Below are 7134 nucleotides of genomic sequence, written 5' to 3'. Positions count from 1 at the left end.
CGTCGCTGAAGCCGCTGCCAAGGCAGAAGGCGTGAACAAGGTACTGGTTGCAGACAACGCCGCGTACGGTCATTTCCTGGGTGAGAACCTGGGCGAGCTGGTTGCTGAAGTAGGCAAGGGCTACAGCCACATCCTGACTTCTGCCGGTACCACCGGTAAAGACTTCATGCCGCGCGTTGCTGCGCTGCTGGACGTTGCCCAGGTTTCTGACATTATCCGCGTTGAATCCGAAGACACCTTCGTGCGTCCGATCTACGCTGGTAACGCCATTGCGACCGTCAAGGCAAGCGACAGCATCAAGGTTGTGACGGTTCGTCCGACCGCGTTCGACCCGGTAGCCGCTGAAGGTGGTTCTGCCTCTGTTGAGCAGCTGGACGTAGTAAAAGACGCTGGCCTGTCTTCCTTCGTTGGTGAAGAGAAAGCCCAGTCTGATCGTCCGGACCTGGCTTCTGCCGGTATCGTTATCTCCGGTGGCCGTGGCATGCAGAACGGCGACAACTTCAAGATGCTGGAGCAGGTTGCTGATCTGCTGGGCGCTGCGGTTGGTGCTTCCCGTGCCGCTGTTGATGCCGGCTTCGTGCCGAACGACATGCAGGTTGGTCAGACCGGCAAGATCGTTGCTCCGCAGCTGTACGTTGCGGTTGGCATCTCCGGTGCCATCCAGCATCTGGCGGGCATGTCTGATTCCAAGGTGATCGTTGCGATCAACAAGGACGAAGAAGCCCCGATCTTCCAGGTGGCCGACTACGGCCTGGTTGCAGACCTGTTCGAAGCAGTTCCGCAGCTGGAAGAGGAACTGAAGAAAGTTCTGTAACTTTCTGAAGTTTCAGAAAAAGAAGGCGCCTCAGGGCGCCTTCTTTGTTTTTGAAACAATGCGTTTTTCCGCTTTGCCGATGATCAGTGTATCCGCGAGGATATGCAGTGCCCGGTTAGAGGTTCTCACCGCTTTGTACACCTGCTCGCTCTTCTGGTGGTGGGATTGCTTTATCCGGCGGGCGCTGTCCCGGAACTCATCGTCCCGGGAAAACAGGTCGATCAGGCCAAACGTGGTGTTGGCGATGGCTTTGTGGACTTTCTCGACCGCCGTTGCACCGCCGGACACCGTTTCTTCCAGCAACCGGGCGCGGTTGCGAACTTCCATCAGGTCCATCCGGCTTTTCTGGATCGCACTCAGGGCACCAATTCGATGCGCATTCAGGATTCTCAGATTGCGCCGGTTGCCATTGGCAAGCCGGAACGCAGCAAACAACAGCACTGCGCTGCCGGCCAGGCACATCAGGCTAACGATCAGTAACAGCATGGCAAGCCTCCTGTCGCTCCTTAACTAGCGATACTCAATGTGCATATCTACCTCAATGTCCCGCTCGTCCAGCTCCCGCTCCAGCTCTTTCATCACTTCCTGATAGACCATTTTCCGGGTCATTACTGGTAGGCGGTCGGCCAGCACCCGTCCGGTGCGGGATTCGCGTTTGGCCAAGGCAATCGGATCCCGTACCCGTAACGTAAGCACCAGCTCAGGATCCTGATGTGTGTCGCTGATATCCTCGCTTTCCAGCATTTGCTTGATCATCTTTCGCTGCTCAAGCACTTGCCAGACCAGCAGGGCGCTGAAAGCCAGAAGAAACAGGCTGATAATAATCAGAAAGACGCTCAAAGGGGCTCTCCTCCTTCAATGACTGGGCAGAGTGTGCCGCAGTCCACAGGACAAACGATTGGCCGGCCCGACGCCGGTTCACGAGTTCACGGGAAAGTAGCACCACAGAATAAACCTGTTACCATCCATTCATACATTCGTTTGAACAAGGACAGACCATGACAGACACCACCGCTGCGAACTATGACCTTGTCGTGTTCGGTGCCACCAGTTTTGTCGGCCAGATTCTGGCTCGCTACCTTCTGGAAAACTATGGTGCAGACAAGGAGGTCAAATGGGCCATTGCCGGCCGCTCCGAAGGAAAGCTGAACCAGCTCAAGTCGGATCTGGGGGCAGGCGCCGCATCACTACCGGTCATTCTGGCGGATGCAGCAGACGAGCCTGCGCTGCGCGATCTGTGCGGCCAGACGCGAGTGGTCATCTCAACCGTGGGCCCTTACGCTCTTTTCGGCGAAACTCTGGTAAAAGTCTGCGCAGAGACAGGTACGGACTATTGCGACCTCACTGGTGAAGTACAATGGATCCGTCGGATGATTGAGCGGTACGAGGCCAAGGCTAAAGAAAGCGGTGCACGGATTGTGCATTGCTGCGGCTTTGACTCGATTCCTTCCGATATGGGCGTTTGGTTCCTGCAGCAGCAATCGGAAGCAACCTTTGGCAAACCCTGCCAGGACGTGCGCATGAGGGTGAAAGTCGCCAAGGGCGGCCTTTCTGGCGGCACGGTGGCTTCCATGATCAACGTGGCCAAGGAAGCCGGAGCCGACCCCAAGTTGCGCAAAGAACTGGCCAATCCGTTCTCCATCTGCCCGCCGGAGCATCGCTCCGAGAAACGCCAGCCCAGCCTGAAATCTGCGGAGTTCGACAAGAACTTCAACGCCTGGCTGGCCCCGTTTGTGATGGGTGCCATCAACACCCGTGTGGTGCACCGCTCCAATGCGTTGCAGGGTGCCCGCTACGGCAAAGAGTTCACCTACGACGAAGCCATCATGACGGGCAAGGGCACCAAAGGCCGCCTGACCGCTTACGGTATGGTGGGTGCGCTGGGTGCGTTCTTCACCGCGTCCGCCATCAAGCCAACACGTTGGGTGGTCGAAAAGCTGGTACCCAAGCCTGGCGAGGGCCCAAGCCCGGACGATCAGGAGAAAGGTTTCTACGACCTGCGTTTCGTGGGCAAAACCACCGATGGCAAGACCATGATCACCAAGGTGACGGGCGATCGCGACCCGGGTTACGGCTCGACATCGAAAATGCTTGGTGAAGCCGGTCTGTGTCTGGCCTTTGATGTGAAAGAGGACGTCAAAGGTGGCTTCTGGACACCGGCCTCGGCGCTCGATGGCAAATTGCTCGAGCGCCTGCAGGCTAATGCCGGTCTGACGTTTGAAGTGGTCGAAACCCGCTGATCAACCCAGGTGCAGAATACGGTCGGAGGCCAGCAGGGCGTCCGGCCCGTGCCCGAGACACACCACGGTGCGCCCCTGCAGCCAACGGCTGATCTGGGGCGAAATTCGTGTACGGGTTGCCTCGTCCACACCAGTGAAAGGCTCATCCAGAATCACCACGGGTGCCTGACTCAGTAACACCCTGGCCAGCACCAGGCGCCGGGCCTCCCCGCCTGATAAACGGTTGCCGGCGCTGCCCAGCCAGGTACCCAATCCTTCAGCGTCCTGGGCGAACCGTTCCGCCAGTTCGACTATCTCCAGTACCCGCCACATATCACCGTCCCCGGCGTTGGGGTTCGCCAACTGAAGGTTCGCTTTCACGGTGTCTTCAAACACCACGGTCGCTTGCGTGAGGTAGGCGCAGGGCAGGGAATGACGTTCTCCCCGGCATGGCTCTGCCAGCCCGGCCAGGGTATCTGCCAGGGTGGATTTGCCACTGCCGGAGACGCCAACGATACCGACGGTGTCGCCCGGGCGAAGCGTCAGCGTGAAGTGACTGAGTAAGGGCGAATAACCCGCGTAACCCACGGTGATATCGCAGGCCTGAAGAGAGAAGCCCTCCGGCAGTTCGCCAGCAGAACCAGCGGGTGATGCCGCGGCCCTTTCCAGACCGTGGTCGGAGTTCAGGCGGCGCGCAGCAGCTCGAGTCGCTCCCAGTTTGCCAAAGGCATCCGGGAGCATGGCGTAGACTTCGGCCAGGCCCAGCAGGGCAATGGGCAGGAGAACCAGTACCGGGCCGCTCAGAGTGCCTTGCTCGAACAGGCGGAAGCCCAGCCACAAGGCTGCCACCGCCGCGACATTGATCAGCAGATGAGAGCCAGCCTGATGCCAGCCGGTTCGGCTGTCGATCCGGGCCTGATCCCTGGAAAGTTCTACGCTTCGACGCATCAGCCGGGCCGTGTGCTTACCCGTGCGGCCAGCGGCGGTAAGTTCCGCAAAGCCTTCAAGATGCTCAACCAGTTCGCCTCGCAGGCTCTCCTGCTGATCGCTCAACTGTCCGGAGGCAGCGTAAGTTCGTAGATACACCAGCCAGGTGGACAGGAGGAACGAAAGCGACAGAATCACCACCAGAATCAGCGCCACAACACCATCAAACAGTAACCACGCCATTGCGGCAAGCAGTAGGGTAACCACCGCTGCCAGGGCGGCGGGGGCAATCAGCCTGAGATAGAGCGTGTCCAGAGCATCGACATCGGCGGTGAGTCGGGAAAGCCACTGGGCGCCAGAGCGGGAACTGCGCTCCGTTCGCGGCCGGGCCGCCAGTCGGTCAAACAGAGCCACCCGAATATCGGTGAGTAGCTGCAGTACGGTATTGTGGTTATACACACGTTCCAGATACCGGAACACCGTTCGGGACACCGCAAAAAAACGGATACCGCCGCCCGGCACATAGAGATTGATGTAGGCCTGTATGCCTGCGGCCAGTAACAGGCCAACCAGCGCGGTTTCGGTCAGAAACCAGCCAGACAAAGCTAGCAGACCGATACCGGAAAGCAGGGTGCCCAGTAGCAACCCGGCACCAACCGTAAGGCGACCTTTGCGACGGAAAATCAGCGCCAGCCAGGGCTTCAGTTCAGGCATCGCGCACCTCGCCGTCATTTACGATCAATACGCGGTCTGCCAATGTCAGCAGCGCCTGATGATGGGTGGAGAACACCAGTGTTTTTCCGGATTCGCTGAGTCTATGCAGGGCCTGCAGAATGAACAGCTCGCTGGTGGCATCCAGCCCGGCCGTCGGTTCATCCAGTAGAATCAGGGGATAGTCCGCCAGGAAGATACGGGCCAGGCTTAAACGGCGGGCCTGACCACCGGACAGCCCCAGACCATCCTCGGCAATGCGGCTGTGAATGCCGTCAGCCCGGCTGTCCACCAGCTCACCCAGGCCCACCTGTCGTAATGCATAGTCGATGGCAATATCCGTCGCATCGGGGGTGGTTAGCCGAAGGTTTTCGGCCCAGGTGCCCTGAATCCAGAAGCCCCGCTGGCCAAGCCATCCGAACGGCTGATTGCCGGGAGCCTCGCCGAATACTGACACAGCCCCTGCCTCTGGCTGAATAAAGCCAGCCAGCAGATGCAAAAGGGTCGATTTGCCTCCACCAGAGGGGCCGGTAAGGGCGATCACCTGACCGGCCTTGATGCGGATATCCAGGTTATCGAAGATGACCGGGCCCTCGCCGTAACGGAGCGTGACCCCGGAGATCTGAATGCCTTGATTGCTAATGCTGTTGTCTGGCCGGATCGGCTCTGCGTTGTCGACAGACTGTTCCAGCCGGGCCAGAATCTCGGCACCGGCCCCCAGGGCGGCTGCCCGGTCGTGATAGTGCTGGGATAGCGTGCGCAAGGGCTGAAAGAACTCCGGGGCCAGCAGCAGGATAAGTAATCCGCTGAACAGCGTGAGTTCGTCGCTTGGGCCAAATTCGATATAACCCAGCAATCCGAAGCCGATATAGATGGCCAATACCGCAATCGCCACAGAGGCAAAGAATTCCAGTACCGCTGACGACAAAAATGCCACTTTCAGCGTTTTCATGGTGATCTTGCGGTACTGGTCGGAACGGTTTTCCAGCGTGCGGCTGGCCGCCTCGGTTTGCCCGAACAGCTGAAGCGTCGTCAGCCCTCGTACCTTATCCAGAAACTGGCCGGACAACCGGCTGACCGTTTCGAAATGTTGCTGGTTCAGCTTTTCTGCGCCCATGCCCACCAGGGCCATGAACAGCGGAATGAGCGGAGCAGAGAGCACCAGGAAAATACCAGCCAGCCAGTCCAGCCAGAACACCAGAACAAGGATGGCCAGGGGAATCACCACGGAGAGGGGCATCTGCGGCAGAAAACGCGCGAAATAGCCGTGAAGCGCCTCCACGTGGTCCAACCACTCGCGAGCCAGGGACGCAGCGGACGTATCCGCCAGATGAACCGGGCCGGTGGCTTTCCAGTGATGATGCAGTTGCCGGCGGGCATCGCGCCGCACCTGCTCGCTGCAGCGGGCTGCAAAGCGGGTTTGCAGCCCCTGGCCTGCGGACCGAATCACCAGAACCGCAAGCAGGGCCAGAAATACGGGCGTGAGTTCGGAAACCGGCGTTTTTTCAATCACACCCCGGTGAATCAGCCAGGCCAGCAACACCATTTGTACGATGGTGGCCAGCCCGGCAAGAACACCGGCCAGAACGGTTGCGGTGATCCAGCGCTGGCTATTGCGGGCCAGACCCGATAGCCAGGCGCGGACCTTTGAACGGGCCGGATCTGCCACTCAGTGGTACCCTTCGCCCGCACGCACCTTGCCGCGGAATACCCAGTAGGTCCAGGCGGTGTAGGCCAGAACAATGGGAATGACGAACAGCAGGCCGAGCAGCAGGAACAGCTGGGACTCATAGGCGGAAGCCGCATCCCACAGGGTGTAGTTGGGCGGAACCACATACGGCCACTTGCTCACCACAAGTCCCAGGTAGGTGGTGATGAACAGGCCCATGGTGGCGACGAATGGCATACCTTCAAACCGGTTGCGTACCGAACGCCAGATCTGGAAAGCACACAGCAGGGTCAGGGCCGGCAGAATCCAGATCACGCTCAGATTGGAGAACCAGCGCTCCCGCACCATGTCGTCAACAAAGGGCGTCCATACGCTGATAATGCCGAACACCACCAACACGGCAATCAGCAGTGGTGCACTTACCCGGTAGGCCCACTCTTGCAGGCGCCCTTCGGTTTTCATGATCAGCCAGGTAGAACCCAGCAGGGCATAACCGGCCAGCATCCCCAGGCCTGTCAGCACGGTGAACGGGGTCAGCCAGTCCAGCGCGCCGCCAACGTAGGCGCCATTCACGGTATTGAAACCCTGGATGTAAGCCCCGACCACAGCACCCTGAGCGAATGCGGCAATGGTAGAGCCACCGGCAAACGACCAGTTCCACAGGTACCTTGAGGTACGAGCCTTGAATCGGAATTCAAACGCCACACCCCGGAAGATGAGCCCTGCCAGCAGCAGGAACACACCAATGTAGAGTGCTGACAGGAAGATGGAATACACCATCGGGAAGGCGGCCA

7 protein-coding genes are annotated in these 7134 nt (G+C 59.3%); 2 read left to right on the top strand and 5 right to left on the bottom strand.

The genetic code is table 11. The features are described from left to right. Positions 1–814, top strand: an 814-nt coding sequence (locus B3Y70_RS16095; protein WP_288590091.1) for an electron transfer flavoprotein subunit alpha/FixB family protein, incomplete at its 5' end; no start/stop codon positions are given. Positions 815–844: 30 nt separating this feature from the next. Here the strand turns inward: B3Y70_RS16095 and B3Y70_RS16090 are convergent. Then, a complete protein-coding gene (locus tag B3Y70_RS16090) occupies positions 845–1300 on the bottom strand; it encodes a hypothetical protein (RefSeq protein ID WP_288590089.1) in 456 nt (151 codons plus the stop codon). Between the two features lie 24 nt (positions 1301–1324). Continuing rightward, positions 1325–1654, bottom strand: a complete 330-nt coding sequence (locus tag B3Y70_RS16085) for a hypothetical protein (protein WP_011784955.1) — start codon at positions 1652–1654, stop codon at positions 1325–1327. A 158-nt stretch (positions 1655–1812) separates the two neighbouring features. Between B3Y70_RS16085 and B3Y70_RS16080 the strand changes: the two genes are divergently transcribed. Continuing rightward, positions 1813–3054, top strand: coding sequence for a saccharopine dehydrogenase family protein (locus tag B3Y70_RS16080; protein ID WP_153739883.1), 1242 nt, complete (start codon positions 1813–1815; stop codon positions 3052–3054). Here B3Y70_RS16080 and cydC read toward each other — a convergent pair whose 3' ends face one another. The 3 genes from cydC to B3Y70_RS16065 form a co-directional block, all read right to left on the bottom strand. Next, positions 3055–4674, bottom strand: coding sequence for a thiol reductant ABC exporter subunit CydC (gene cydC, locus B3Y70_RS16075; RefSeq protein ID WP_288590087.1), 1620 nt, complete (start codon positions 4672–4674; stop codon positions 3055–3057). Continuing rightward, positions 4667–6340 (bottom strand): thiol reductant ABC exporter subunit CydD, encoded by a 1674-nt coding sequence (gene cydD / locus B3Y70_RS16070; protein WP_286896887.1) that lies wholly within the window; start codon positions 6338–6340, stop codon positions 4667–4669. Before cydD ends, cydC begins: the two co-directional genes overlap by 8 nt. Beyond that, the coding region (locus B3Y70_RS16065) for a cytochrome d ubiquinol oxidase subunit II (RefSeq protein WP_288590086.1) at positions 6341–7134 on the bottom strand (794 nt) is incomplete at its 5' end.

Origin of the sequence: Marinobacter sp. UBA5687, assembly GCF_002420325.1 — a bacterium.
Lineage (GTDB): Bacteria > Pseudomonadota > Gammaproteobacteria > Pseudomonadales > Oleiphilaceae > Marinobacter > Marinobacter nauticus.
The sequence above is the reverse complement of the archived record's forward strand: the minus strand, read 5'-3'. Positions and strand labels throughout refer to the sequence as shown.